Genomic DNA, 24376 nt, shown 5'->3' with positions numbered 1-24376 from the left:
CCCCCCCCCCCTCCCCCGTTCCTGCCCCGTGTCCCTACGCCAATCCTCATTTTTCCTGCGCTTCCTGACGCTCGGGGCGCTTGCCCACGTCTATGTCGGCGCCCGGCTGATTCCCGACGCATTGCTCGGCAACGCCGGCACCGCCGCCGCCACGATCGCCCTCATCCTCTCGTGCATCCTGATCCCGCTGGGGATGCTGGGCCGTTCGTCCGTGCATCCGCCCTGGGGCGACCGCATCGCGTGGGTCGGCCTGATCGCGATGGGGCTGTTTTCATCCCTGTTCGTCTTGACGGTGCTCCGCGACGCGGCGCTGCTGCTGGCCTGGCTTGCCGATCTGGCAACCGGCGCCGCCTTGCCCTGGATGCGGCTGCGCAGCGTCAGCGCCTGGGGGGTTTCCGCCCTGGCGGCTGCCGGCACGTTGATCGGGTTCTATAACGCGCGCCGGCGGGCCCAGGTGGTCGATGTGGACGTGCCGATCCCAGGCCTGCCGCAAGCGCTGGACGGCTTCACGATCGTACAGATCAGCGACATCCACGTCGGCCCCACCATCAAGAAACACTATGTGCAGGCCATCGTCGATGCGGTCAACGCGTTGCAACCCGGCATGATCGCCATCACCGGCGATGTGGTCGACGGCAGCGTCGAACATCTGGCCGCGCAGGCCAGCCCGCTGGGCATGTTGCGTGCGCCTTATGGCGTCTATCTGGTCACCGGCAATCATGAATACTATTCGGGCGCCGCGCCCTGGGTCGCGGAGTTCCGCCGCTTGGGGCTGCGCGTACTGATGAACGAGCACGCGGTCATCCACCCGTCGGGGATGCCGGTGGTCGTGGCCGGCGTGACCGACTACAGCGCGGGCGCGTTCGATCCGCAGCAGCGCAGCAACCCAAAGGCCGCGCTGGCAGGCGCGCCGGCTGACGCCCGCGCCAAAATCCTGCTGGCGCATCAGCCCCGCAGCGCCGCTGCCGCTGAACCGCTGGGCTATCACCTGCAGCTGTCCGGCCACACCCATGGCGGGCAGTTCTTTCCCTGGGGATTTTTCGTGCGCTTTCAGCAACCGTTCACGGCGGGCCTGCATCGGTTGGGCGAAATGTGGGTGTACACCAGCCGGGGCACGGGATACTGGGGGCCGCCGAAGCGGCTGGGCGCGCCGTCGGAAATCACGCGGCTGCGCCTGCGCGCCGCGCCAACGCGCGGCTAGCGCCCTACGCCGCCTCCGGCGTGGTGTCCGGCAGCGGCCCACGTTCCAGATAGCTGGTCAGCGCGATATCGCTGGTGGTGTTCGTGATGCCGTCGATCTTGTGGATGCGCGCCAGCAATAGCTCCAACGCCTGGGTGTCGCGCACGCGCACCTTCAGCAGCATGGCGCTTTTGCCGGTGATCGTGTGAATCTCTTCCACTTCGGTCAGTTCCGCCAGCCCCAGCACCTGTTGCGTGATGCTCCAGTTGTTGGTGTCCACGTGCACAAAAGCCAGCAGTGGCCGGCCGATCCGGGCGCCGTCCAGCTTGGCGGCGATGCCCTTGATCAAGCCGTCGCGCTTAAGCCGCTTGACCCGTTCGTGCACCGCAGGCGCGGAAAGGTTCAGCATTTTGCCTAATTCGGCATAACTCGGCGTGGCGTCGTCAGCCAGCAGCGTTAATAGTTTTCGGTCGCGGTCGTCCAGGTCTGGCATCGGAATCAGGTTCTGCCTTACGGCATTCGAACTTTTATGGAATAAGGAAAAATCAGCGTTAACCCTTATTTTATTCCAATAAAATTCCCGGCATGCAGAACCGTAGCAATCGCAACGCCCGCACGCCCTCTTCCGTCCCCGCATTGATGTTCGCCGTCAGCGTCGTCGGCTCCAATGGTCTGGCGCTTAGCCCCATCTTGAGCGATGTCGCGGGTTCCTTCTCGACGTCGGCGCTCACCATCAGCACCGCGATCTCGGCCTACGGCGCGGCCACCGCCGCCAGCGCGTTCTTCCTGGCCGCACGCATCGACCGCATCGGCATCCGCCGCAGCCTGCTGGGCGCGATGGTGGCGTTGATCGCCGCCCTTGCCCTGTCCGCCAGCGCGCCGCACTGGATCGTGCTGACCTTGGCGCAAGCGTTGGCGGGCGCCGCCGCCGGCGTCATTCTGCCAGCGGCCTATGGCTCGGCCTCGCTGGTTGCACCGCCCGGCCAAGAGGCCCGCACGCTTGGCCGCGTCATCGCCGGCTGGTCGGTATCGCTGGTGGCGGGCGTGCCGCTGTCCGCGCTGATTTCCGATGCCGTGGGGTGGCGCGCCACCTATGGCGTCCTGGCCCTGTGCGCCGCGATTGCGTTGATGGGCCTGCGCAAGCTGCCGGAACGCCGCGCGCTAAAGCCGGCGCCGCTACGCCTGTCGCGCTTGCTGGCGCCCTTGTCGTATCGCGACGTGCCCATCCTGCTGCTGGGTTGCCTGGCGTTCTCGTCGGCCTTCTACGGCGTGTACGCCTTCCTTGCGGATCATGTCCGCACCTTGCTGGGCTTGTCCGCGGGCCAGGTCGGCTTCATCGCGTTCGCCTATGGCGCCGGGTTTCTGGTGGCCGGGATCGTGGGCGCGCCGCTGATCGAGCGGGTGGGACCGCGCCGCGCCTTGCCGCTGGCGCTGGGCGTGATCGCGCTGGTCTATCTGGCGTTGCTGCCTGCCGCGCATGCGCTGGCGGCCGTGCTGGCCATCGCGGCATTGTGGGGCGCCGCGTCGCAATTGAGCCTGAACCTGCTGGTGCTGCTGCTGGCGCGCGCGCGCCCCGAAGAACGCGGCGCGGTGCTGGGCCTGAACACCTGCACCACCTATCTGGGCGCCAGCGTGGGCACGGCCGTCGCCGGCACGCTGTATACGCACGCGGGCTTCGACACCTTGGGGCTATGCGCCTCGGCGGCCGTCGGCACGGCCGCGCTCGGCCTGCACTGGCGCTTGAATGGCCGCCGCGCCACGCGCGGCGAAGCCACCGCCTGACACGTCGCGCCGGATTACCACGGGAAGCTGATCAGGTCGCCGTACAGGCGCTTCAGCGTGCTTTTGACTTCCGGCGAATTCTGATAGATGGCAATGAACTTCAGCAGTCGCGGGTCCTGTGCCTTGTCGGGCCTCGTCACCCAGCGGATCGCGTAGCGGCGGATGCTGGCGGAGTCGGTGTTGTCGAACGCCAAGCCATCCTTCTCATTCAGCCCGGCCTGCTTGGCGAACGTGGTGTAGGTCACCGAGGCCGTCACATCGTCGAACGTGCGTGCCGACTGCGAACCTTCGATTGGTACGAATTTCAGCTTCTTGGGGTTGTGCACCACATCTTCCAGCGTCGCCTGATGCGCCACGCCGGGCTTCAGCTTGATCAGCCCGATCGACTCCAGCAGCAACAGGGCCCGGCCGGTGTTCACGGGATCGTTGGGCACCGCGATCGTCGCCCCGTCCGGCACCGTCTCGCCCTTCTTCAGCTTTTTCGAGAACAACCCGATCGTGGTGGAATAACCATAAGCAATGGGCGTCAGATTCGCGCCGCGCCGCTGGTTGAACAGTTGCAGGAAGGGCTCATGCTGGAAGAAATTGGCGTCGACCGAACCGTCAGCCACCGCGATGTTGGGCAGCACCCAGTCGCTGAACTCCACCAGCTTCACGTCCAGACCTTCTTTCTTCGCCTGCGCAATCGCCAATTCGGTCGCTTCATTCGCCACGCTGGGAATCACGCCGATACGCAAGGGTTTTTCCTGCGCGACGGCGGTGGCGGACGCCGCCACGCCGAGGGCCGCCACGGCCGCGCCGCGCGCCAGTTTGAAGAGCAGGTGCTTGAGAAGCATGAAGAGTGTCCAGGTGACTTGAAAAACCGGCCCCGCGCCGGTGCAGGCGATATTGTGCAGCACCTTGCACGTCGATCCCCGAAAGGCCTTTGTCACGCAATGGCAATGCCGGGACGCCGGGACAAGCGCTAAGATGGTCGCAATCCGTCCCTCCCGGAGGTCCACATGAATGCCGTGCTGACCACCCTGCCCGGCGTGCGGTCCGCCGCCCGCCGCCGCGACCAGATCGAAGACCAGTTGGGCGCGCACAACTACCATCCCCTCGATGTGGTGATTGCCCGCGGCAAGGGCGTCTGGGTCCATGACGTCAATGGCCGCAAATACCTGGATTGCCTGTCGGCCTATTCCGCCGTCAACCAGGGCCACTGCCATCCGCGCATTCTGGCCGCCATGGTCGAGCAGGCGCAAAAGCTCACGTTGACCTCGCGCGCGTTCCGGCACGACCAGATGGCGCCGTTCTATGAAGATCTGGCACGGTTGACCGGCGCGCACAAGATCCTGCCGATGAATAGCGGCGCGGAGGCCGTGGAAACCGCCATCAAGGCCGTGCGCAAGTGGGGCTATGAAGTCCGGGGGGTGCCCCCGGATCAGGCCGAAATCATTGTCTGCGCCAATAACTTCCATGGCCGCACCCTGGGTATCGTGGGCTTTTCCACCGACCCCGACGCCTACGGCAGCTATGGCCCCTTCGCCCCCGGCTTCAACGTCGTGCCCTTTGGTGATTTCGAGGCATTCGACGCGGCCATCACGCCCAACACTGTTGCCTTCCTGGTGGAACCCATCCAGGGCGAGGCGGGCGTGGTGGTGCCGCCCGCCGGGTACTTCACCCGGGTGCGCCAACGCTGCACCGAACGCGGCATCACGCTGATCCTTGACGAGATCCAGACCGGGCTGGGCCGTACGGGCAAACTGCTGGCCGAAGAACACGAGGGCATCGAGGCCGATGTCACCCTGATCGGCAAGGCGCTGTCGGGCGGCTTCTACCCGGTGTCCGCCGTCCTGTCCAACGCCGACGTGCTGGGCGTGTTCCAGCCGGGCCAGCATGGCAGCACCTTCGGCGGCAATCCGCTGGCGTGCGCCGTGGCCCGCGCCGCCCTGCAGGTGCTGACCGACGAAGGCATGATCGACAACGCGGCGTCTGTCGGCGCTTATTTCCTTGAGCGCCTGCGCGCGTTGCCCGGCCCAGTGCGCGAGGTGCGCGGACGCGGCCTGATGCTGGCGGTGGAATTGGCGCCCGACGCTGGCGGCGCGCGCCGCTTCAGCGAACGCCTGCAGGCACGGGGCGTGCTGGCCAAGGACACCCACGGCCATACGCTGCGCCTGTCGCCACCGCTGATCATCACGCGTGAACAAGTCGACTGGGCCTGCGACCAGCTTGCCGCGGTACTATCCGCCCCTTGACGCATTTACCGGAGCCGCCCGTGCAAAACACCGCCACCTTGCCCAGCCAAATCACCCTGATCGGCGCGCCGACGGATATCGGCGCGGGCGCGCGCGGCGCATCGATGGGACCCGAAGCGTTGCGCGTGGCCGACCTGGGCCCCGTCATCGAAGCGCAAGGCTTCCAGGTCACGGACCGCGGCAATCTATACGGTCCAGCCAACCCGTGGCTGCCACCGGTGGACGGCTACCGTCATCTGGAAGAAGTCACGGCGTGGAACCAGGCCGTGCACGATGCCGTCTATGCCGAACTGACCCAAGGCCGCCTGCCGGTCCTGCTGGGCGGCGATCACTGCCTGGGTATCGGGTCGATCAGCGCGGTGGCGCGCCATTGCCGCGAAACGGGCAAAAAGCTGCGCGTGCTGTGGCTGGACGCCCATGCGGATTTCAATACGAACGCGCTGACGCCCACCGGCAATGTCCACGGCATGCCGGTCGCTTGCCTGTGTGGTTATGGCCCGTCGCAGATCACGGGCATGTCCGGCCAGACGCCCGACATTGAGCCGGGCTGGGTCCGCCAGATCGGCATCCGCAGCGTGGACCAAGGCGAAAAGCAATTGGTCCACGAGGCCGGGCTGGAAGTATTCGACATGCGCTATCTGGACGAAATGGGAATGCGTGCAACGATGGACGCCGCGCTGGCCGGACTTGACGCCGATACGCATCTGCATGTGAGCTTCGACGTGGATTTCCTGGACCCCGAGATCGCGCCCGGCGTGGGCACGACCGTGCCCGGCGGCCCGACCTATCGCGAAGCGCAGCTATGCATGGAAATGATCGCCGACACCGGCCTGATGCGATCGCTGGACGTCGTGGAATTGAACCCCGCCTTCGACGTGCGTAACAAGACGGCGGAACTGGCGGTGGACCTGATCGAAAGCCTGTTCGGCAAGTCCACGTTGATGCGGCGCGGCACGTGACCCGTGGCGCGCCCGCGCGCCACCCCTAGCCTGCCCGCGCGCGGCGGATCGCCTCTGCCGCCGCATGCAGGTGGCGCACATTCTGTTCACGCTGTTCCCACACACGCTGCGTCGGCCCCGCCATGCACAGCGCATACCATTCCCCGCCCAAATCCAGCGCCACCGCCAACCCGGTCAGGTCGGCCACGCTTTCCCCTACGTTCGCCGCCCATCCCTGCGCGTCGGTCCGTTCCACCTCGGCGCGCAGGGCGTCGCGCGTAACCAGCGTGCGTTCGGTATGACGCGCATAGTCGGCTACCGCCAGCATGCTTTCCCGATCCGCTGGCCCCAGCCGCGCCAGGATGGCGCGAGCGACCGCGCTGGTATGGATCGGCCGGCGTTCTCCCGGGCGGGCCGCATAGTGCACGGGATGGGTCGATTCCACCACATCCAGGAATACCGCGGCGCCGTCCTGGATTTTGCCCAGCATCACCGTTTCATTGGCCGCGTCGCGCAAGGCGGCCAAATGCGGCCGCACATGCTCCAACCACGGATCGCCCGTCTGGATCTGCGTGCTTAGCGCATGCAGTCTGGCAGTGGGGTAATACCCGCCGCGACGGCGGACTTCGTACAGATACCCGCGTGCGACCAGCGTGCGCACAAGCGCCAGGCAACTGGACATCGGGGCGCCCAAACCCTGCGCCAATTCGGTCAGCGGCATCGGCCGCCGCGTCTGCGCGAACAGCTCGATCAGCTCCAGCGTTCGCACGACTAGTTTCACTTCCATGGTGTCGCCCCTGTTCGCGCCTGGTCGGCCCTGCCCTCAGAAAACACGTAAATCTGCTAGGTAATTCACTATGTTGACTTTTCATATGTGCGAACCTAAATTCTTGCACAGGAATTTCTATTTACCAATAAGAAATAGATTTCATCCGGCTGCAAAACAAGTGCCCCGAAACGTCGTACCGCGTCATCACCATAATTCCAATATTCGGCCCGTATCGGGGCCGGGAGACAGACAGATGCGTATCAAACCCCTGCTGGCGGCGATCGCCGCCGTGATGGCCGCGTCCGCGGCCCAAGCGCAATCAGATGTGGTTCGCCTGGGCGTGTCCAACGACCGTTCCGGCATTTATTCGGACCTGGGCGGACAAGGCTCCGAGATGGCGGTGCGGATGGCCGTCGAGGACTTTGGCGGCAAAGTCGCGGGCAAGACGGTCGAAGTGATCGGGGCCGACAACCAGAACAAGGCCGATGTAGCCTCGGCCCTGGTCCGCCGTTGGTTTGATACCCAAGGTCTCGTCGCGGTGGTGGACGGCGGCGCCAGTTCAGCCGGCCTGGCCGCGCAGGGCGTGGCGCGCGAAAAAGGCGGCACGGCGCTGATCAGCGGCGGCTTCGCCGGCGACTTCAGCGGCAAGCAATGCAGCAACCTCAGCACCCAATGGGCGCCCGACACGTATGCGCTGGCCAACGCGGTCGTGAAGAGCGTGGTGGAAAGCGGCGGCAAGTCCTGGTATTTCATCACCACCGACTACGTCTTCGGAAAATCGCTGGAAAGCAACGCCAGCCGCTTCGTGCAGAACGCGGGCGGCAAGGTCGTAGGCAGCACGCGTCACCCGCTGGGCGCCATGGATTTCGCGTCGTTCCTGGTGCAGGCGCAATCTTCCAAGGCCGACGTCGTGGGCCTGGCCAGCGCGGGCGGAGACCTTGTCAACCTGATCAAGCAGGCCCAGGAATTCGGCTTGACCGGCGGCAAGCAGCGCCTGCTGACCTTCCTGACCTTCATCAACGACGTGCAAGCGATGGGCCTGCCGGTCGCCCAGGGTCTGACCTTCCCCACCGGCTTCTATTGGGATGCCGACGAAGACACCCGCGCCTGGACGCAACGCTGGCAGAAAAAGATGGGCGTCACGCGTCCGCCTTCCATCGTGCAGGCGCTTAGCTACGTCGCCACGACCCACTACCTGCAAGCTGCCCAGGCGGCCGGCACGTTCGAGGGCGCCGCGGTCAATCAGAAGATGCGCGAGTTGCCCATCACCACCAAACTGATCAAGAATGCCCGGATCCGTCCCGAGGACGGCCGCGTCATCATGGACCTGTATCTGGTTGAAGTGAAGAAGCCCGCCGAGTCCAAGTACCCAGGCGACTTCTACCGTATTCTGTCAACCGTGCCTGGCGAAAAGGTGTTCGTGTCGCTTGCCGATAGCGAATGCCCGCTGGTCAAGAAGTAATGCCCCACGCAGTGCCCCGGCCATAAGAATCACTAAAGGAGACATCCCATGAAGTGCTATTGCGTCGTCAACTTCCGCGAACCCTTGCAGGAAATGAACCAGCCCACGCCTACCCCGCAAGGGACGCAGGTGCTGCTCAAGGTCCGCGCAGCGGGGGTGTGCCACAGCGATATCCACTTGTGGGAAGGCGGCTACGATCTGGGCCAGGGCCGCACGCTGGCACTGAAGGATCGCGGCGTGTCGCTGCCGCTGACGATGGGCCACGAAACCGTGGGCACCGTCGTCGCGGCCGGCCCGGAGGCCTCGGGGCTTTCGGACGGCCGCAATTACCTGGTCTATCCGTGGATCGGCTGCGGCAAATGCCCGTCTTGCGTGGCCGGCATGGAAAACCACTGCAGCGCCCCCGCCTGCCTGGGCGTGCACCGCGCCGGCGGCTATGCCGATCACATCGTGGTGCCGCATCCGAAATACCTGATCGATATCGGCGACCTGGATCCGGCGCAGATCGCGCCCTACGCGTGCTCGGGGCTGACCACCTATTCCGCCCTCAAGAAAATCGGCGCCGACATCTACCGCGCGCACCCGGTGGTGATTTTTGGCGCCGGCGGCCTGGGGCTGATGAGCCTGACCCTGATCAAGGCGCTGGGCGGCGCGGGCGCCATCGTCGTCGACATCGACCCCGCCAAACGCCAGGCCGCGCTGGAGGCCGGCGCGCTGGCCGCCATCGACGGCGCCGCGCCGGATGCCGCGCAGCAAATCATCAAAGCGGCGGGCGGCAAACCCGTCCAGGCGGCGATCGACCTGGTCGGCGCGCCCGCCACCACCTCGCTCGCCTTCGATTTCCTGACCAAGGGCGGCAAACTCATCATCGTGGGCCTGTTTGGCGGGGCCTCGTCGTGGCCCATCGCGCTGATCCCCATGAAGGCCATGTCCATCATCGGCAGCTACGTTGGCAATCTGACCGAGCTGCAAGAATTGATGGAGCTGGTGCAGGCGGGCAAGGTGCCGCCGATGCCGGTACACCGCCACGCCCTGGCCGAAGCCGACAGCGTGCTGTCCGCGCTGCGCGCCGGCAAGGTGGTTGGCCGGGCCGTACTGACGGTCGATTGACGTCTTGGCACGGCAAGGCGCCGCGCTTGGCGCCGGGCGGGCTCAGCCCGGCCGCAAGCGCGGATCGTAGATGAACCGTTCGCGCCGGACCACGACAATATGCTCGGCGTCCGGATGCGCAGGATTGATCAGCAGATTGCAGTCGGGCACGCCGCGATACGGCACGATGGCGCTGGGCAGTTCCAGCAACGCCGATACGCCCGACGCCACCCAGTTATCGCCCACGGCCTGCGAGGCCTCGGCGAACGGCACCGCCTCCCAGAACGGATAGTCTTCCTGCAGTTGGCCCAGCGTCAGGGCCTGGCGGGCCTCATGGATGGCGCGCGGCACGGCAAGCTCAATCAGATAGCGGTTGGCCTGCTCGGATGCGCGGGCCGCGAAATGCACCACGGTCTCGAGCACGGCCAGCGCGACGCTGGACGAGGTATACACCACCGCCGTGCCCGGGCTGTTGTAACGCCCGCCCACCGCGGCGGCGCCGGCGCCGCTCAGGTCGTCGGCCCGGTATTTGCCGGCCGTCGTGCCGATGCGCCACAGCGACACGAACTCCGTCATGCGTAGACACCGGCGGCCGCGCGCGCCAGGGTGTCTTCGACGATGCGGCTGCTGGCGTCCGAGGTCAGCAACGACAAGGGCTTGACGTTCCCCAAGGCGGGCACCGGCGTGTTCAGCCACAACACCGCTTCTTCGTCGCTGCCCAGCACCTGGCGGGCGACCCGCGCCACACGCGCAACGCGCGCCAAGCGGTCGGATTCGCCCAGGGGCAACATCTGCCCCTCGCGCGTCCACCGCGACAACGATGCCGCCTTGACCTCGGTGATGGCCATGATTTCCGATTTGGGGACCTGCAGGAAGTCAGCGGCGTCGTCCACCATCTGCGCCGGCAACCCCCGGCGCACATCGCGCGCGATGTCACTCAGCGGGCTGTCCACCAGTTCCTGGAACAGTTGCTTGGCCCGGACCGCCGAGTGACGCGGCGGACGCTTGACGGAAGCGCCGCGTTTGTCAGCCGCTTTTCCAACGATGGCGATAGTCATGAGCGCCCCAAGAAGTTCCAAACAGAATTTATGATATCCCATTTGGAACGCCGTTTCCAGGCCGGTTGCGGTTGGCGCGCGGTCCGCCCCGGCATGCACCGAATTTGGGCATATCATAGGCGGCGTTACACACGATCACAGACAAGGAAAAGGACAAGCAATGACGGACCGGCAGCTCACGATTCTCGCAGCGTTGAACCTCATGGTGGCAGTGGGCGCCGGCGCCTTCGGCGCGCATGGGCTAAAGCGAATGCTGACGCCGGAATTGCTGTCCGTCTGGCAGACGGGGGTGCTGTACCACCTGATCCACGCCATGGGCCTGTTCATCATCGCCCTGCTGGGCGCCCGGTTCGGCTCGCCGCTGCTGTCGGCGGCCGGCGTGGTCATGTTCGTGGGCATCGTGCTGTTTTCAGGCAGCCTGTACCTTCTGTCGCTGACCGGCACGCATTGGCTCGGCGCCGTCACGCCCTTGGGCGGCGCGGCCTTCCTGGCCGCCTGGGCGATGGTGGCGCTGGCCGCCTACCGCGCCCAGGGCTGACCCTCCGCGCGACGCACATACGTCCCTTATTCGCCACGGCGGCAGGAACCGCCGCTCTTGCAGGTTTCAGATGTCTTCCTCGACCGTATTACCCGCCGCCCGGGACCACTCCGCCGCCGCAGGCATTGCCTGCGTGGTGGGCGGCATCTTCTTCCTGACGCTCAGCGACGCCAACGCCAAGTGGCTGGGCGCGCACTACAACCCGCTGCAGATCCTGTTCCTGCGCGCCTTGATCGCCTTGCCTTTCGTCATGACGCTGGCTTTGTGGTTGGGGGGCCGCCGGGTGCTGCGCACCACGCACCCGGGCCTGCACCTGACACGCGGCGCGATCAACGTGGTGTCCGCCTGTTGCTTCTACCTGGGCCTGCGCGCGTTGCCGCTGGCCGAGGCTACCGCGATCGCGTTCGCCGCCCCCCTGTTCGTGACGGCGCTGTCGGTGTTGATCCTGAAAGAACGCGTGGACGGCAAGCGCTGGCTCGCCGTGCTGGCGGGCTTCGTCGGGGTGTTGATCGTCGTGCGCCCGGGGTCGTCCGCTTTCCAGCCCGCCACCCTGCTGCCGCTGACAACGGCCTTCCTGTATGCCGTCATGATGATCACGGCGCGTGGCATCAGCCGCGGCGAAGGCATGCTGACGACCACGTTCTACATCGTGCTGGGGCAACTGGTCTGCAGCGCCGTCGGCTTGCCTTGGGTGTGGCAGACCCCGGCGATGGAAGACCTGCCTTACTTCGGCGGCGTGGCGTTGTTCAGCACGCTGGGGCTGGCCCTGATCACACAGGGCTTTCGCATTGGCCCGGCCTCCGTCGTCGCGCCGTTCGACTACACCGGCCTGATCTGGGCCACGATCCTGGGCTGGATTTTCTGGCGCGAAGCGCCGGATGCCTATGCCTACCTGGGCGCACTGATCATCGCCGGCAGCGGTGTCTACATCGCGGTGCGCGAGGCGCGGGCCAAAGGCAAACGGCGCGCCAAGGCATAACGGCGGGCCGTTCCGGCTATTCGGTGGGCGGCGGGAAATTCCGTTGCAACACCCGCGCCACGTTGGGTTCCATGGCCGCTTCGCGCGCCACGGCCGTCAACGCCGGGCAGACAGCGCCGAACCACGCCTGCCCGGGCCGCCAATGCGTCATGACGGTCACATACAGGTCCAGCGCCGAGAAGCGGCGGCCCAGCATATGGGGCGTGCCCGCCTGGCGTTCAAGCTCCAGCCATAGTTCCGCCCGGCGCGTATGCACGCGTTCGCGCAGCAGGTCCGCCGCCGCGCCCTCCGTGGTCCATTGCGGTGGGTCGTCGCCATACGTGAAGGTCGGATAGATGGCGGCGACCAGCCGCAGCAACAGATTCAGGAAGTGCACGCGCTCCGGCTTGTCGGGCGGTGGCGCCAAGCCCGCTTGTGGCGCCACGTCATGCAGGTGCAGGATCATCGCCGCGCTTTCGGTCATGACCTCGCCGTCGGGCGTGATCAGCGTCGGCACCTGCCCCAGCGGGTTCAGAGCCAGCAGCCTGTCGCGTTCCGGGCCGGGTTTCAGGTACGGCACGTCCGTCAGCGTATGCGGCACGTTGGCCAGCGCCAGCGCCATCTCGACGATGGCTGAGCCACAGCCCGCGGATCCGATCAGTTCATACGTCTTCATCGCTCACTCTCCCGATTCCGCCGGCGCAATCCGCAGCAATTGCCCGGGAGATGCGTCGGTCAGCACATAGACATATCCATCCGGCCCCTGCCGGACATCGCGTATCCGGCTTTTGCGGTCCACCAGCAACCACTCCTGCCCCACGACCCGATTGCCATCCAGCGTCAGGCGGATCAGATTCTGATTGCCCAGCGCGCCGATGAACAACGAGTTCCGCCACGCCGGAAAGCGGTCGGCGCTATAGAAGGCCATGCCGCTGATCGCGGGAGACTTGGCCCACCAGAACAGCGGCGGCTCGGTCCCGGGCGCGGTTTCGCCCTTGGCCTCGGGTATCGGCTGGCCCGAATAATTGATGCCGTAGGTCGCCAACGGCCAACCGTAGTTCTTGCCCGGCTTGACTAGGTTGATCTCGTCGCCGCCGCGCGGGCCGTGCTCGTTCTCCCAAAGGTCGCCGGACCACGGGTTCAACGCCATTCCCTGCGGGTTGCGGTGTCCGTAAGACCAGATCTCGGGCCGTGCGCCAGCCTTGCCGGCAAAGGGATTGTCGGGCGGCACCGAGCCGTCGGTTTTCAGCCGCACCACCTTGCCTTGCAGCTTGTCGAGGTCCTGCGCGGTGGGACGCTGGTTGTTTTCGCCCAGTGCGATGAACAGATATCCCTTGCCGTCGAATACCAGGCGCGATCCGAAATGCTGACCCGACGACAGCTTGGGGGTCTGGCGGAACAACACCTTGAAATCCTGCAGGCCCGTGGCGTCGTCGACCAGGCGTCCGCGTCCAACGACCGTGCCGCTTTTATTGCCGTCGGACTCGGCGTAAGACAAATACACATAACGATCGGTGGCGAAATCCGGCGACAGCGCCACGTCCAGCAAGCCGCCCTGCCCCGAGGCTGCCACTTTTGGCACCCCCGAGAGCGGTTTCGACAGCCCGCCCGGCGTGCGGAGCAAGCGCAGATTGCCGGGCCGTTCGGTGATCAACACACCGCCGTCGGGTAGAAAGGCCATTGCCCAAGGATGATCCAATCCGCCCACGACAGGCGTGACGCGGGAGGCCACCGCGGGCGGTTCCTGGGCGGCGCGCGCAGGCGACGCGGCGTGAAAGGCGCCCGCGACGGCCAGCAACGAGGATACGAACAGGGGGATCGCGCGCGGGCTCGCGGCGGTGCGTGACTGCATGGACATCTCCGGCGGCAACTGGGTTGAATGCGGGCACGGATGGCATGGCAGGAAGGCGGGGCCTCGGCCTTGGTTGGCGTACCATAGCGCCCAGGGACGGTGCCTCCCGTCCTTCCTCTCAGGAGACCCCATCACATGAAACTGTACTACATGCCCGGCGCGTGCTCGCTCGCTTCCCACATCGTCCTGGAGTGGGTCGGCAAACCATACGAGACGCACAAGCTCAGCCGCGAGGAGCTCAAGGGCGCTGACTTTCTGAAGGTGAATCCGCTAGGCGCCGTACCCGCGTTGACCGATGGCGACTGGACCGCGACGCAGAACGCCTCGATCCTGGAATACATCGCCGAACAGGCCCCGCAGAGCAAGCTGCTGGGCGACGGCAGCGCGCGTTCACGCGCGGATGTGCGCCGCTGGGTGGGCTTCATCAACTCCGACATCCACAAGACGTTCTCGATGATCTTCGGTGCGTCCCGCTTCCTGAGCGACGAAGGCGCGCAGAAAGAACTGGCCGACTCGGCTTCGAAGCTGCTGACCAAGCTGTTCTCGCAGCTGGACGCGCAACTGGCCGGCAAGCCGTACCTGACGGGCGACGCGCCCTCCATCGCCGACGCCTACCTGTACGTCGTGCTGCGCTGGGCGCATGCCAGGGGCGTGGACCTGTCCGGTCAGGACAACCTGGCGGCATTCTTCAAGCGCATGGAAGCCGACAAGGGTGTCCAGGCCGCGCTGAAGGCCGAAGGGCTGTAACGCGAAGGCTGGCGGCGGGCGGCTTCCCCTGCCCCCCAGCCCTTCCGATTCAGTTTTTGTCCGGCGCGCCTGGCGGCCCCGAAAACGCTGCGCCCTCCAGCGTTTTCTTCACCGCCGCCAGGAAGCGCCGAGCCAATAACGGCGGCGCGCTCAGATTCGAATGCGTGGCCCAGATTTCGACGCAGGCTGCGGGCTCGATGGGTCGCAGCACCGTCTGCGCCGCCAGGTCGGGCGCCACGCACCACGCGTCCACCAGCGCCGGCCCCAACCCCTGCTGCACGAACGAACAGGCCGTCACCGGCGAGTGCACTTCGACCGCTGCGGCGCATCGCGGCCCCTCCCCGAAGAACGGCTGCAACGCCCGCCCCAGCGGCGTGTCTCGCGGGTAACCGATCCATGCGGCCGACGCGAAATCCTCCGGGCGCACCACATCATGGCGAGCCAGCGGGTGCGATTTCGGCATCACGCAGACCACCGGCACTTGCGCCAGCCGAACCGATGTCAGGTTGGGATGATCGGGCGGCTGCATCGAAATGCCGATGTCCGCCTGCCCGGACAGGAAGTACGCCGCAAGTTCGTCGAACGTGACACTGCGGTAGTCCACGCGGGCATCCGCATTGCGCCCCCGAAACCGCTCCAACGCCATCGGGACCAACCGTTGGCCGAAGCTGGCGCTGGCCACGATCTTCAGCATGCCCGCGCCCGACTGTCCCAAACTGGCCGCCAGATCGTTCACGCGCTGGATACCGCCATAGACCTGCTCGACTTCGGCGTACAGCCGGCGCGCCTCGGCCGTGGGCGACAAGCGGCTCTTCACGCGTTCGAACAGACGGTATCCCAGCCGGCTCTCGGTCAGCGCCAGCACCCGGCTGACGGCAGGTTGCGATACGTGCAGCATCCGCCCCGCCCCGCTGATCGAACCGGACATCATGATGGCCCGGAATACCTCGATCTGACGCAGGTTCAACGGCCGTCCGGCACTGGGGCCGACCTCGTCGGCATAGGCATCCGCATCCAAATTTCTTCCCCTTGATCGATAACGGCGGATTATAGGATTGCCACATTTTTCGATGATGCTGCGCCGCAGCGCAGGTGTAATCTGCGCCGGTCAACACAACAAAACAAGGGGAATACCACCATGTACCGCACCATTTTCCGCAGCCTTTCCGCGATAGCCCTGAGCACCTCGCTGATCGGCGCCGCCGTCGCCGGCCCGTATCCCGACAAGCCCATCACGTTCATCGTGCCGTCCGCCGCGGGCGGATCGCCCGACGTGCTGTCGCGCCTGATCACAACGCAACTGGCCCGCGACACCGGCGCCACGATGGTCGTCGAAAACCGCCCGGGCGCCGCGGGCAACATCGGCATCGCGCTGGTCAAGCGTGCCGCGGCCGATGGCTACACCGTGGGCTACGGCAACATCAATACGCTTGCCGTGAACCGCTCGCTGTTCAAGCGCCTGCCCTATGACGTGGACCAGGACCTGACGCCGGTCGCCCACCTGTTCGACCTGTACAACGCATTGATCGTACCGGCCGATTCCCCGGTCAAGAGCGTGCAGGACCTGATCGACCTGGCCCGCAAGCAGCCCGGCCGCCTGTCCTACGGCGCCTCGGGCGTCGGCACCACTGGCCACATGGGCGGCGAACTCTTCAAGAGCATGGCCAAGCTAGACGTGATGTTCATCCCGTACAACGGCGGCCCCGCCGCCATCCAGGACCTGCTGGGCGGCCGCCTGGACTACCTGTTCGTGAACACCTCGGAAGCCACCCCCCTGGTCAAGAGCGGCAAGGTCCGCGCCATCGGCGTCAGCAGCCTGAAACGCCTGCCCTTGATGCCCGAGGTGCCGACCCTGGACGAATCTGGCCTGAAGGGCTATGAAACGGTCGCGTGGGGCGGCGTCGTGGCACCCAAGGGCACGCCCGCCGAGGTGGTGGCCACGCTGAACGCCGCCATCCAGAAAGCCCTTCAGGCACCCGACGTGCGCACCGGACTGGCCACGCTTGGCGCGGTGCCGGCCGCGGGTTCGCCCGACGACTTCAAGCAGCTGATTGATCGTGAAACGGTCAAGTGGCAGAAGATCATCGACAACGCCGGCATCGAAAAACTGGACTAAGCAGCCTCATGACGGATTGCACTTTGCAGGCAGATTTCATCGTCGCGGGCGCCGCGCTTATCGACGGCTCGGGCGGCCCCGCGCACCAGGCAGACCTGGCCGTGCTGGGCGACCGCATCGTCGCAGTGGGCCGTTTCGTCCACCCCGAAGGCGTGCCGGTAGTCGACGGACGGGGCAAGGTCCTGGCCCCGGGCTTCATCGATTCGCACACCCACGACGACGGCTACCTGCTGGCGCATCCGGACATGTTGCCCAAAGTGTCGCAAGGCATCACCACGGTCGTCACCGGCAACTGCGGGATCAGCCTGGCGCCACTTGAGCGCGACGCCGTCCCGCAACCGCTGGACCTGCTGGGCCCGCCCGACCTGTTCCGCTTTGGCACGTTTCGGGCGTGGATGGACGCCCTGCGCGCCACGCCGGCCGCCGTGAACGTGATCCCGCTGGTGGGGCACACCACGCTGCGCGTCGCCGTCATGAACGATACGTCGCGTGCCGCGAACGACGGCGAACGCGCCGCAATGCGCGAGCTGATGCAAGAAGCCCTGGACGCCGGCGCCTTCGGCGTCTCCACCGGCACGTTCTACCCACCGGCCAGCGCCGCACCCACCGACGAGATCATCGACGTCTGCCGTCCGCTCAAGGACGCGCGGGAATCCGGCCGGGTCGGTCTGTACGCCACCCACTTGCGCGACGAAGCCGACCACATCGTTCCGGCCATGGAGGAAGCGCTGCTGATCGGCCGCGAACTCGACTGCCGCGTGGTGTTCTCGCACCACAAGCTGGCGGGCGAACGCAATCATGGCCGCACCCGCGAAACCCTGGACCTGATCAGCCGCGCCGCCGCCAGCCAGCCCGTATGCCTGGACTGCCACCCTTATCCGGCCACGTCCACCATGCTGCGCCTGGACCGGGCGCGGCTGGCCAGCCGCACAATGATTACCTGGTCCAAGGGCTACCCCGAGGCCACCGGCCGCGATTTCAGCGAGGTCATGCAAGCGCTGGGCCTGGACGACGAGGCCGCCGTCGCGCGCCTGGCCCCCGCCGGCGCGATCTACTTCCTGATGGACCCGGCCGACGTCAACCGCATCTTCGCGCATCCGCTGACGATGGTCGGGTCGGACGGCCTGCCCTTCGATCCGCATCCGCACCCCCGCCAATGGGGCACGTTCACCAATGTCTTGCGCACGATGGTGCGCGAACAGCAACTGCTGTCGCTAGAGGCCGCCATTCACAAGATGACGGGCCTGGCGGCGGGCCAATATGGAATCGCCAAGCGTGGACTGCTGCACGAGGGTTATCATGCTGACCTGGTGCTGTTCGATCCCGCCACGGTGACAGATGTGGCCACTTTTTCAGCTCCCATTCAGGCAAGCCAAGGCATCCACGCGGTGTGGGTCAACGGCAAGCAGGTGTGGGACGGGGAACGAACTGGCGCTGAACGCCCGGGACAGGTCCTGACGCCCGGCGACGCATTACCTCGGAGTTTATAAAGTGAAGACGTTTTCCCAGGGCTGCTACCTGGGTGTATTGGGCGGCATGGGCCCGATGGCCGGCGCGGCCTTTGCCCTACGCCTGGCGGCGCTGACGCCCGCCGCGATTGACCAGCAACACATCCCCACCTTGTTGCGCAACGATCCCCGCATTCCCGACCGTTCCAGCGCCTACATGGCGGGCGGCGAAAGCCCCCTGCCCTACATGGTCGACGGCGTGCGTTTCCTGGAAGCCTCCGGTGCGCAGTTGATCGCCATCCCGTGCAACACGGCGCACCTCTGGTATGACGAGATCGCGGCGTCCACCGGCGTGCCGGTGCTGCACATCATCCAGGCCGTTATCGACGACCTGCGCCGCCTCGGCCTGCCCCGTGGCCGCATTGGCCTGATGGGCACCGCGGCCACGCTGAAGCTGGGGCTTTACCAGAAGCGTCTCGAGGCCCAAGGCTACGAGTGCATCGTGCCGGACGACGACGAGGTCGAACGCTACTGCATGGGCTCGATCCGCGCCGTCAAAGGCAATCAACTGGAAGCCGCGTTCGCGCCGGCCGCCGAGTGCATCGCGCGCCTGAAGGCCCGCGGCGCCGATGCCGTGGTGCTCGGTTGCACCGAACTGCCGCTAGCCGTGCCGCATGCGCTGCGCCCCGGCCTGGGTGTGATGCTGACGGATTCAATCGATGCACTGGCCCGCGCCGCCATTGCGCACTATGAAGCCGACTTGGCCAAGCAGCTTATCGCGGCGTGATGGTTGCGCGCGCGCATCACCGCTTTCCAGCAAAAAAAAGCGCATCTTCCGATGCGCCCAATTTCCCTTCGCGGGGAATGTCGATCTAACCGTCAACCGCCCAGGTAAGCCTTGCGCACCTGATCGTTGACCAGCAAATTGGCGCCCGTGTCCTGCAGCACGACACGGCCGTTCTCCAGCACATAGCCGCGATCGGCCACGCCCAGCGCCTTGTTCGCGTTCTGCTCCACCAGGAACACCGTCACGCCTTGTTCGCGGATCTCGCGGATGATGTCGAAGATCTGCGCGATCACCAGCGGCGCCAGGCCCAGCGTCGGCTCGTCCAGCAACAACAGGCGCGGACGCGTCATCAGGGCCCGGCCGATGGCCAGCATTTGCTGTTCGCCGCCCGACATCAGGCCGGCGCGCTGCGCGGAACGTTCTTTCAAACGCGGGAACAAACCGTAGACGTGCTCGATGCCCGCCTCGATTTCCGACCGCTTCGAAAAAAAGCCGCCCATCATCAGGTTTTCGGCAACCGTCAAATCCTTGAAGACACGACGCCCTTCCGGCGAAATGGCAATGCCATTGCGCATGATGTGGTGCGTGTCCTTGTGGGTGATGTCCTCGCCTTCAAACGTGATCTTGCCTTCGCGCGCCCTGGGGTTTCCGCAGACCGTCATCAGCAGCGTCGTCTTGCCGGCGCCGTTGGCCCCGATCAACGTCACGATTTCGCCTTTGTTGACGTCCACCGACACCCCGTTCAACGCTTGAATCGCGCCGTAGTAGGTGTGTATGTTTTCCAGCTTAAGCATCATTCCTCCCCCAGGTACGCCTTGATGACGCGCTCGTCGTTGCGCACCTGCTCGGGGGTGCCGGTAGTAATGGGCTTGCCGTGCTCCATGACGAGAATACGGTCGGAAATGCCCATGATCAGGCTCATGTCGTGCTCGATCAGCAGCACCGCAACGCCGAACTCGCGCCGCAGCTGATCAATGAGCGATTGCAGATCGCGCTTTTCCTGGGGATTCAGGCCAGCGGCCGGCTCGTCCAGCATCAGCAGGCGCGGCTTGGTGATCATGCATCGCGCGATCTCCAGGCGGCGCTGGTGGCCATATGCCAGGTTGCCGGCTTCGCGGTTGGCGAACTCTCGCAGCCCCATGAAGTCCAGCCATTGCGCCGCACGCGACAGCGCGTCGGCTTCGGACTGGCGATAGCCCTTCAGCTTCAACAACCCCGGCAGCAGCCGCGATTCCACCTGGATGTGTTGCGCCACCAGCAGGTTCTCAAGCACGGTCAGCTGCTTGAACAGCCGCACGTTCTGGAACGTGCGCACCAGCCCATGACGGGCGACCTTATGGCTGGGCAGCCCGGTGATCGGCTTGCCGTCCATGATGATGTCGCCCGCGGTCGGCGCATAAAAACCGCCAACGCAGTTGAACACGGTGGTCTTGCCGGCGCCGTTGGGGCCGATGATGGCAAACACCTCGTCGGATTTGACTTCGAACGCCACGCTGTCGACGGCAAGCAGGCCGCCGAACCGCATGGTGAGCCCGGATACTTTCAGCAATGCCTCGCTCATTTAGACAGCTCCACGTGGGGACGCTTCATGGGCAACAACCCCTGCGGACGCCACATCATCATCAACACCATCACCAGACCGAACATCAGCATCCGGTATTCGGCGAATTCCCGCGCCAGTTCCGGCAAGACCGTCAACAGCACGGCCGCCAGGATCACGCCCACCTGCGAACCCATGCCGCCCAGCACCACAATGGCCAGGATCAGCGCCGATTCGATGAAGGTAAAGGACTCCGGGTTCACCATGCCCTGGCGCGCCGCGAAGAACGCGCCGCCGAAGCCGGCGAAGGTGGCGCCCAGCGTGAACGCGGACAGCTTGATGCGCGTGGGGTTCAGCCCCAGCGACCGGCACGCGATCTCGTCCTCGCGCAATGCTTCCCAGGCGCGGCCGACCGGCATGCGGATCAGGCGCGTCGAGACAAACAGCGTGATCAGCGCCAGCAACAGCGCCATCATGTACAGGTAGATCACCATGTGCTGATTCTGGAACGTCAGCCCGAAGAAGTCATGGAACGTCGTGCCGCCTTCCGTGCTGGCGCGGCGCGTCATTTCCAGGCCAAAGACCGTGGGCTTCGGAATTCCCGAGATGCCGTCCGGCCCGCCGGTCAGCGTGTTCAGGTTGATCAGCAGCAGACGGATCATTTCACCGAACCCAAGCGTCACGATGGCCAGGTAGTCGCCCCGCAGGCGCAGCACGGGAAAGCCCAGCACGAAGCCGAACAACGCCGCCATCGCGCCCGAGAACGGCAGCGCTTCCCAGAAGCTCCAGCCACCCCAGTGGTACAGCAAGGCATAGGTGTAGGCGCCGACGGCGTAGAAGCCGACGAAACCCAGGTCCAGCAGGCCCGCGAACCCCACGACGATATTCAGGCCCAGGCCCAACATCACATAGATCAGCACCAGCGTGGCGATGTCGACCGAGCTGCGGCCCGCGAAGAATGGCCAGACGACCGCGATCGCAAGAAGCAGCAGCGCCAGCCCCTTGTGGCTCTTGGCGGGTGCGGACGGCAAGGTCGGCAGCGACGTCTTCAGCTTCTTGAATGGCGCGGCGATCCACGGACGCAGCATCTGGAACAGGAACACGACGGCCGCGGCAAGCGCCACCAGCCCCCAGTGCGATTCCATCGAGGTGCGCGCGCCCTGGCGGATCAGTTGCAGGCCAAACACCGGCGTGACGATGACCGCCGTCAGCACGGCCGCCATCGTGGCGTTTTTAAGATTATTTTTCGACATCAGACTTTTTCCACCTCAGGTTTGCCCAGCAGCCCGGTGGGACGGAACAGCAGAATCAGGACCAGCAGCGAAAACGCCACGATGTCCTTGTACTGTGACGAGATATACGCGGCCGCGAAGGTCTCGGCCAAGCCCAGCAGCACGCCGCCCAGCATGGCGCCAGGAATGCTGCCGATGCCGCCCAGCACCGCCGCCGTGAAGGCCTTGATGCCGGCCAGGAAGCCGATGAAGGGATTCAGTTTGCCGATGGTGATGGCGATCAACACGCCCCCCACCGCCGCCAGGATCGCGCCCATCACGAACGTGAAAGAGATCACGCGGTTGGTATCGATGCCCAGCAGATTGGCCATGTGCATATCCTGCGAGCAGGCGCGCGAGGCGCGGCCCATGCGGGAATACTTGATGAACAGCGTCAGCCCGATCATCAGCACGACCGTCACGACGATGATCATGATGCGCGAATACGGCACCGTCACGTCAAAATCGGATCCCATGTGGAACTGCACGGCGCCCGATACCAGCGAGGGCACGGCCATGTCGCGCGCGCCTTGGCCAAGCGCGACCCAGTTCTGCAGGAAGATCGACATCCCGATCGCCGAGATCAGCGCCACCAGCCGGGGGCTGCCTCGCACGGGCCGGTAGGCCACGCGTTCGACGGAAAAGCCGTAGATACCGGTCACGGTGATCGCAACAAGCAGCATGGCCGCGATAATGAACGGCATCGGCAGACCGCTATTGGTGCCGATGGACGTCAAGGTGACCAGGCCGACATAGGCGCCGATCATATAGATTTCGCCGTGGGCGAAGTTGATCATACCGATGATGCCGTAGACCATTGTGTAGCCGATGGCAATCAACGCATAGATCGCGCCCAGAGACAATCCATTGAAGAATTGCTGGGTAAGTTGGGGTATGAGGTCGGACATATTTCTCTTGCTCCAAATGGTTCCGGCCCCGGTAGCGAGACCCGGAGCCGGAAACCTGGGCGTATTTTATAAGGGCCTGTAGTCAGCTTATGCCGGCCGCACAGCGCTTTTGGCGCATCGCTACGCGGATTACGGCACAACGAGGACGACAGGCCCTACACGCCGGCACCGTGCCGGCGGGATCGCGAGTTTACAGCTGGGTCTTCTTTCCGTTCTTGTCCCATTTGTAAACGGCGAATTCGAAGTTCTTCAAATCGCCCTTGGCATCGTACTCAACCTTGCCGATACCGGTATTGAAGGTGGTCTTGTGCATGTAGTCCGCGACCTTGGCGGGGTCTTCGCCCACGGCGTTGATGCTGTCGGCCAGGATCTGCACGGCGGCGTATGCCGGCATCTGGAAGGCGCCGTCCGGATCGCGCTTGGCGTCCTTGAAGGCCTTCACGATGCCCTCGTTGCCGGGCAACTTGGTGAAGTCGGCGGGCAGCGTCACCAGCAAGCCGTCGATGGCCGGACCGGCGATGGCCACCAGGTCCTGGTTGGCCGTCCCTTCGGGGCCCATGAACTGGACCTTCAGGCCCTGCTCACGCGCCTGGCGCAACAGCAGGCCCAGTTCGGGGTGATAGCCGCCGAAATAGACCAGGTCCACGCCTGCCGACTTCAGCTTGGTGATGATGGCCGAGTAGTCGCTGTCGCCGACGTTGATGCCTTCAAACAGGGCCACGTTGACGTTCTGCTTGGCCAGCGCGTCCTTGACTTGCGTGGCCACGCCCGAACCGTAGGTCTGCTTGTCGTGCAGCACGGCAACCTTCTGCGGCTTCAGCGTCTTGGCGATGTAGGACGCGGCATACGGGCCTTGCTGGTCGTCGCGGCCGATCGTGCGGAAGAAATAATGCGGCTTGATGGTGTCGGTCACCAGCGGCGACGTGGCGCCCGGGGTGATGCCGACAATGCCCTCTTCCTCGTAGACCTTAACGGCGGCGACCGTTACGCCGGAGCACGCATGGGCCACGGCGAATTTGGCGCCGGAGTTGACCACGCGGTTGGCGGCCGGCACGGCCTGCTTGGGTTCGCAGCCGTCGTCGATCAGGATCGGTTCAAGCTTCTTGCCCTTCACGCCGCCCTTGGCGTTGATGGTTTCGATGGCGGTCAAGGCGCCGGCCTGGATCTGGTCGCCGTATTGCGTATTGGGACCGGTCATGGGCTGGGGAATGCCGATCTTGATCGTGTCGGCGGCGTGCGCGGCGCCAGCCAAGGCAAGTGCCCCAAGCGCCATGGCAACCGGGGTAAGGCGATTCAGAAACTTCATGCGGAGTTCTCCAGCGAGGTTTTGAGCGGCTCTGATCGAAACGGTTTATCGGGTGGGTACCCCGCAATCCGTTTCGCGCGTCGCCGGCTTCTTGGGCAAAAACACGGTGTGGGCGGTATTCTGGAAGCAAGCCGCCATACTGTCACTGCGTGTAATCCCCAATATTTCCCGGCCAACCTTTAATCGTGACGGATCATCGCGGCAAGGCCATGAATTCGCTGGAGAAATCGCAAATCTGCCTTAGTTATCCCTTGGCATTCAACAAGGATTTGTGCTTGGCGTTTATATGAAAAATCATTAATACGCTGTTCGAAATCGCATTTATATACAGTACTTACGCAGGTCTTACGGATAATGCCGATCGCGTTAATAAAAATGCGCGCATGACGG

At 65.1% G+C, this 24376-nt stretch carries 26 protein-coding genes; 12 read left to right on the top strand and 14 right to left on the bottom strand.

Features of this window, described 5'->3' with window-relative positions; translation table 11 throughout:
* The first annotated feature begins 28 nt into the window (after nucleotides 1-28).
* Nucleotides 29-1201: a metallophosphoesterase gene (locus ACE039_RS18370; RefSeq protein ID WP_485823168.1), complete on the top strand. Its 1173-nt coding sequence runs from the start codon at nucleotides 29-31 to the stop codon at nucleotides 1199-1201.
* 4 nt (nucleotides 1202-1205) lie between these two features.
* On the opposite strand, the gene ACE039_RS18365 is transcribed toward ACE039_RS18370, so the two are convergent.
* Complete coding sequence (locus ACE039_RS18365) at nucleotides 1206-1673, bottom strand: Lrp/AsnC family transcriptional regulator (RefSeq protein WP_105558175.1); 468 nt, start codon at nucleotides 1671-1673, stop codon at nucleotides 1206-1208.
* Nucleotides 1674-1765: 92 nt separating this feature from the next.
* Between ACE039_RS18365 and ACE039_RS18360 the strand changes: the two genes are divergently transcribed.
* Entirely contained in the window at nucleotides 1766-2962 is a 1197-nt protein-coding gene (locus ACE039_RS18360; protein WP_485822984.1) for an MFS transporter, read from the top strand.
* A 14-nt stretch (nucleotides 2963-2976) separates the two neighbouring features.
* Here ACE039_RS18360 and ACE039_RS18355 read toward each other — a convergent pair whose 3' ends face one another.
* The gene (locus ACE039_RS18355) at nucleotides 2977-3798 is read right to left on the bottom strand and encodes a MetQ/NlpA family ABC transporter substrate-binding protein (RefSeq protein ID WP_485823167.1); all 822 of its coding nucleotides are present in this window, start codon (nucleotides 3796-3798) and stop codon (nucleotides 2977-2979) included.
* Nucleotides 3799-3963: 165 nt separating this feature from the next.
* Between ACE039_RS18355 and rocD the strand changes: the two genes are divergently transcribed.
* Both rocD and rocF read left to right on the top strand, forming a co-directional pair.
* The gene (rocD, locus tag ACE039_RS18350; protein ID WP_485822983.1) at nucleotides 3964-5199 is read left to right on the top strand and encodes an ornithine--oxo-acid transaminase; all 1236 of its coding nucleotides are present in this window, start codon (nucleotides 3964-3966) and stop codon (nucleotides 5197-5199) included.
* A gap of 20 nt (nucleotides 5200-5219) precedes the next feature.
* A complete protein-coding gene (rocF, locus tag ACE039_RS18345) occupies nucleotides 5220-6158 on the top strand; it encodes an arginase (protein ID WP_448709135.1) in 939 nt (312 codons plus the stop codon).
* Between the two features lie 25 nt (nucleotides 6159-6183).
* Here rocF and ACE039_RS18340 read toward each other — a convergent pair whose 3' ends face one another.
* Nucleotides 6184-6924 carry an IclR family transcriptional regulator gene (locus ACE039_RS18340; RefSeq protein WP_105558179.1) on the bottom strand — a complete coding sequence of 247 codons (741 nt, stop codon included), beginning with the start codon at nucleotides 6922-6924 and terminating at the stop codon, nucleotides 6184-6186.
* A 235-nt stretch (nucleotides 6925-7159) separates the two neighbouring features.
* Here ACE039_RS18340 and ACE039_RS18335 point away from each other — a divergent pair, with 235 nt between their 5' ends.
* On the top strand, nucleotides 7160-8368 hold the full coding sequence (locus ACE039_RS18335) for an ABC transporter substrate-binding protein (protein ID WP_105558180.1): 1209 nt from the start codon (nucleotides 7160-7162) through the stop codon (nucleotides 8366-8368).
* A 48-nt stretch (nucleotides 8369-8416) separates the two neighbouring features.
* Complete coding sequence (locus ACE039_RS18330; RefSeq protein ID WP_485822982.1) at nucleotides 8417-9478, top strand: alcohol dehydrogenase; 1062 nt, start codon at nucleotides 8417-8419, stop codon at nucleotides 9476-9478.
* Nucleotides 9479-9520: 42 nt separating this feature from the next.
* Here ACE039_RS18330 and ACE039_RS18325 read toward each other — a convergent pair whose 3' ends face one another.
* Complete coding sequence (locus ACE039_RS18325; protein ID WP_105558182.1) at nucleotides 9521-10033, bottom strand: RES family NAD+ phosphorylase; 513 nt, start codon at nucleotides 10031-10033, stop codon at nucleotides 9521-9523.
* Nucleotides 10030-10515, bottom strand: coding sequence for a type II RES/Xre toxin-antitoxin system antitoxin (parS, locus tag ACE039_RS18320; RefSeq protein WP_448709129.1), 486 nt, complete (start codon nucleotides 10513-10515; stop codon nucleotides 10030-10032). The genes ACE039_RS18325 and parS overlap by 4 nt, the downstream gene beginning before the upstream one ends.
* A gap of 160 nt (nucleotides 10516-10675) precedes the next feature.
* Here parS and ACE039_RS18315 point away from each other — a divergent pair, with 160 nt between their 5' ends.
* Both ACE039_RS18315 and ACE039_RS18310 read left to right on the top strand, forming a co-directional pair.
* Nucleotides 10676-11053, top strand: a complete 378-nt coding sequence (locus tag ACE039_RS18315) for a DUF423 domain-containing protein (RefSeq protein ID WP_105558184.1) — start codon at nucleotides 10676-10678, stop codon at nucleotides 11051-11053.
* Nucleotides 11054-11123: 70 nt separating this feature from the next.
* Nucleotides 11124-12032, top strand: coding sequence for a DMT family transporter (locus tag ACE039_RS18310; RefSeq protein WP_105558185.1), 909 nt, complete (start codon nucleotides 11124-11126; stop codon nucleotides 12030-12032).
* 16 nt (nucleotides 12033-12048) lie between these two features.
* Here ACE039_RS18310 and ACE039_RS18305 read toward each other — a convergent pair whose 3' ends face one another.
* Entirely contained in the window at nucleotides 12049-12687 is a 639-nt protein-coding gene (locus ACE039_RS18305) for a glutathione S-transferase family protein (RefSeq protein ID WP_485822981.1), read from the bottom strand.
* Nucleotides 12688-12690: 3 nt separating this feature from the next.
* Nucleotides 12691-13863 carry a PQQ-dependent sugar dehydrogenase gene (locus tag ACE039_RS18300; RefSeq protein WP_485822980.1) on the bottom strand — a complete coding sequence of 391 codons (1173 nt, stop codon included), beginning with the start codon at nucleotides 13861-13863 and terminating at the stop codon, nucleotides 12691-12693.
* A gap of 135 nt (nucleotides 13864-13998) precedes the next feature.
* Here ACE039_RS18300 and ACE039_RS18295 point away from each other — a divergent pair, with 135 nt between their 5' ends.
* Nucleotides 13999-14610, top strand: a complete 612-nt coding sequence (locus ACE039_RS18295) for a glutathione S-transferase family protein (RefSeq protein ID WP_485822979.1) — start codon at nucleotides 13999-14001, stop codon at nucleotides 14608-14610.
* A gap of 49 nt (nucleotides 14611-14659) precedes the next feature.
* Here ACE039_RS18295 and ACE039_RS18290 read toward each other — a convergent pair whose 3' ends face one another.
* Nucleotides 14660-15628 (bottom strand): LysR family transcriptional regulator, encoded by a 969-nt coding sequence (locus ACE039_RS18290; protein ID WP_485822978.1) that lies wholly within the window; start codon nucleotides 15626-15628, stop codon nucleotides 14660-14662.
* A gap of 120 nt (nucleotides 15629-15748) precedes the next feature.
* On the opposite strand from ACE039_RS18290, the gene ACE039_RS18285 reads away from it, so the two are divergent.
* From ACE039_RS18285 to cuyB, 3 genes are read left to right on the top strand one after another with little or no spacing between them, the layout of a single operon-like run.
* A complete protein-coding gene (locus tag ACE039_RS18285) occupies nucleotides 15749-16726 on the top strand; it encodes a Bug family tripartite tricarboxylate transporter substrate binding protein (RefSeq protein WP_313462333.1) in 978 nt (325 codons plus the stop codon).
* 8 nt (nucleotides 16727-16734) lie between these two features.
* A complete protein-coding gene (locus ACE039_RS18280) occupies nucleotides 16735-18216 on the top strand; it encodes an N-acyl-D-amino-acid deacylase family protein (protein WP_485822977.1) in 1482 nt (493 codons plus the stop codon).
* A gap of 1 nt (nucleotide 18217) precedes the next feature.
* Nucleotides 18218-18961 carry a cysteate racemase gene (gene cuyB, locus ACE039_RS18275; protein WP_313462330.1) on the top strand — a complete coding sequence of 248 codons (744 nt, stop codon included), beginning with the start codon at nucleotides 18218-18220 and terminating at the stop codon, nucleotides 18959-18961.
* 92 nt (nucleotides 18962-19053) lie between these two features.
* Here the strand turns inward: cuyB and ACE039_RS18270 are convergent, their stop codons facing one another.
* The 6 genes from ACE039_RS18270 to ACE039_RS18245 all read right to left on the bottom strand — a co-directional run.
* The gene (locus ACE039_RS18270) at nucleotides 19054-19755 is read right to left on the bottom strand and encodes an ABC transporter ATP-binding protein (RefSeq protein WP_105558193.1); all 702 of its coding nucleotides are present in this window, start codon (nucleotides 19753-19755) and stop codon (nucleotides 19054-19056) included.
* On the bottom strand, nucleotides 19755-20522 hold the full coding sequence (gene livG, locus ACE039_RS18265) for a high-affinity branched-chain amino acid ABC transporter ATP-binding protein LivG (RefSeq protein WP_105558194.1): 768 nt from the start codon (nucleotides 20520-20522) through the stop codon (nucleotides 19755-19757). Before livG ends, ACE039_RS18270 begins: the two co-directional genes overlap by 1 nt.
* Nucleotides 20519-21754: a high-affinity branched-chain amino acid ABC transporter permease LivM gene (locus ACE039_RS18260; protein ID WP_199196857.1), complete on the bottom strand. Its 1236-nt coding sequence runs from the start codon at nucleotides 21752-21754 to the stop codon at nucleotides 20519-20521. Before ACE039_RS18260 ends, livG begins: the two co-directional genes overlap by 4 nt.
* Entirely contained in the window at nucleotides 21754-22680 is a 927-nt protein-coding gene (gene livH / locus ACE039_RS18255) for a high-affinity branched-chain amino acid ABC transporter permease LivH (RefSeq protein WP_105558196.1), read from the bottom strand. The genes ACE039_RS18260 and livH overlap by 1 nt, the downstream gene beginning before the upstream one ends.
* A 190-nt stretch (nucleotides 22681-22870) precedes the next feature.
* Complete coding sequence (locus ACE039_RS18250; protein WP_105558197.1) at nucleotides 22871-23986, bottom strand: high-affinity branched-chain amino acid ABC transporter substrate-binding protein; 1116 nt, start codon at nucleotides 23984-23986, stop codon at nucleotides 22871-22873.
* A 179-nt stretch (nucleotides 23987-24165) separates the two neighbouring features.
* Nucleotides 24166-24376, bottom strand: a 211-nt coding sequence (locus ACE039_RS18245) for a hypothetical protein (protein WP_485822976.1), incomplete at its 5' end; no start/stop codon positions are given.

The organism is Achromobacter maghribensis, assembly GCF_057334215.1.
This window is presented reverse-complemented; position numbering and strand designations above follow the sequence as displayed.

Excerpts from the sequence above, each read along its gene's own strand:
- ACE039_RS18365 (WP_105558175.1), bottom strand. The coding sequence starts at position 1,673 with ATGCCAGACCTGGACGACCGCGACCGAAAACTATTAACGCTGCTGGCT.
- ACE039_RS18360 (WP_485822984.1), top strand. The coding sequence starts at position 1,766 with ATGCAGAACCGTAGCAATCGCAACGCCCGCACGCCCTCTTCCGTCCCC.
- ACE039_RS18355 (WP_485823167.1), bottom strand. The coding sequence starts at position 3,798 with ATGCTTCTCAAGCACCTGCTCTTCAAACTGGCGCGCGGCGCGGCCGTG.
- rocD (WP_485822983.1), top strand. The coding sequence starts at position 3,964 with ATGAATGCCGTGCTGACCACCCTGCCCGGCGTGCGGTCCGCCGCCCGC.
- ACE039_RS18340 (WP_105558179.1), bottom strand. The coding sequence starts at position 6,924 with ATGGAAGTGAAACTAGTCGTGCGAACGCTGGAGCTGATCGAGCTGTTC.
- ACE039_RS18335 (WP_105558180.1), top strand. The coding sequence starts at position 7,160 with ATGCGTATCAAACCCCTGCTGGCGGCGATCGCCGCCGTGATGGCCGCG.
- ACE039_RS18330 (WP_485822982.1), top strand. The coding sequence starts at position 8,417 with ATGAAGTGCTATTGCGTCGTCAACTTCCGCGAACCCTTGCAGGAAATG.
- ACE039_RS18325 (WP_105558182.1), bottom strand. The coding sequence starts at position 10,033 with ATGACGGAGTTCGTGTCGCTGTGGCGCATCGGCACGACGGCCGGCAAA.
- parS (WP_448709129.1), bottom strand. The coding sequence starts at position 10,515 with ATGACTATCGCCATCGTTGGAAAAGCGGCTGACAAACGCGGCGCTTCC.
- ACE039_RS18315 (WP_105558184.1), top strand. The coding sequence starts at position 10,676 with ATGACGGACCGGCAGCTCACGATTCTCGCAGCGTTGAACCTCATGGTG.
- ACE039_RS18310 (WP_105558185.1), top strand. The coding sequence starts at position 11,124 with ATGTCTTCCTCGACCGTATTACCCGCCGCCCGGGACCACTCCGCCGCC.
- ACE039_RS18305 (WP_485822981.1), bottom strand. The coding sequence starts at position 12,687 with ATGAAGACGTATGAACTGATCGGATCCGCGGGCTGTGGCTCAGCCATC.
- ACE039_RS18300 (WP_485822980.1), bottom strand. The coding sequence starts at position 13,863 with ATGCAGTCACGCACCGCCGCGAGCCCGCGCGCGATCCCCCTGTTCGTA.
- ACE039_RS18295 (WP_485822979.1), top strand. The coding sequence starts at position 13,999 with ATGAAACTGTACTACATGCCCGGCGCGTGCTCGCTCGCTTCCCACATC.
- ACE039_RS18285 (WP_313462333.1), top strand. The coding sequence starts at position 15,749 with ATGTACCGCACCATTTTCCGCAGCCTTTCCGCGATAGCCCTGAGCACC.
- ACE039_RS18280 (WP_485822977.1), top strand. The coding sequence starts at position 16,735 with ATGACGGATTGCACTTTGCAGGCAGATTTCATCGTCGCGGGCGCCGCG.
- ACE039_RS18270 (WP_105558193.1), bottom strand. The coding sequence starts at position 19,755 with ATGCTTAAGCTGGAAAACATACACACCTACTACGGCGCGATTCAAGCG.
- livG (WP_105558194.1), bottom strand. The coding sequence starts at position 20,522 with ATGAGCGAGGCATTGCTGAAAGTATCCGGGCTCACCATGCGGTTCGGC.
- ACE039_RS18260 (WP_199196857.1), bottom strand. The coding sequence starts at position 21,754 with ATGTCGAAAAATAATCTTAAAAACGCCACGATGGCGGCCGTGCTGACG.
- livH (WP_105558196.1), bottom strand. The coding sequence starts at position 22,680 with ATGTCCGACCTCATACCCCAACTTACCCAGCAATTCTTCAATGGATTG.
- ACE039_RS18250 (WP_105558197.1), bottom strand. The coding sequence starts at position 23,986 with ATGAAGTTTCTGAATCGCCTTACCCCGGTTGCCATGGCGCTTGGGGCA.